This window comes from Psychrobacter sp. 16-MNA-CIBAN-0192, from assembly GCF_040309565.1.
GTDB lineage: Bacteria > Pseudomonadota > Gammaproteobacteria > Pseudomonadales > Moraxellaceae > Psychrobacter.
In genome coordinates this window covers 1-271 of sequence record NZ_JBEOOX010000264.1, presented here as the reverse complement: position 1 = coordinate 271, position 271 = coordinate 1, and the positions used below count along the sequence as shown (strand labels likewise).

Sequence of the window (271 nt, the reverse complement as noted above, 5' to 3'; positions counted from 1 at the left end):
ACATTGGTGTGTTCGCCTAATTGTTCAAAGGTTAAGAAAAACTCATCCAGATTAGCCCCTTTTTCAAGGGCGATAATAGTACCCAATGCTGAGATAGAAAACGGCTCTGCAATCGTTTGCCCTGCCGATACTGATAAATCGAGATTCGCGTATGACTGGCCTTGAGCACTTTCTTTACCGTTAATACCGATACGTAAGCCTTTTAACGCAAAGCTGTCTGCTACTGGCGTACCGTCAATGTTCACAATGGCAGCATTACTAAACAAATAGC

General features: G+C 43.2%; 1 protein-coding gene. It reads right to left on the bottom strand.

Annotated elements, in window-relative coordinates:
• A partial coding sequence (locus AAEY78_RS13185) for a hypothetical protein (RefSeq protein WP_352339752.1) occupies positions 1-271 on the bottom strand: 271 nt, incomplete at both ends.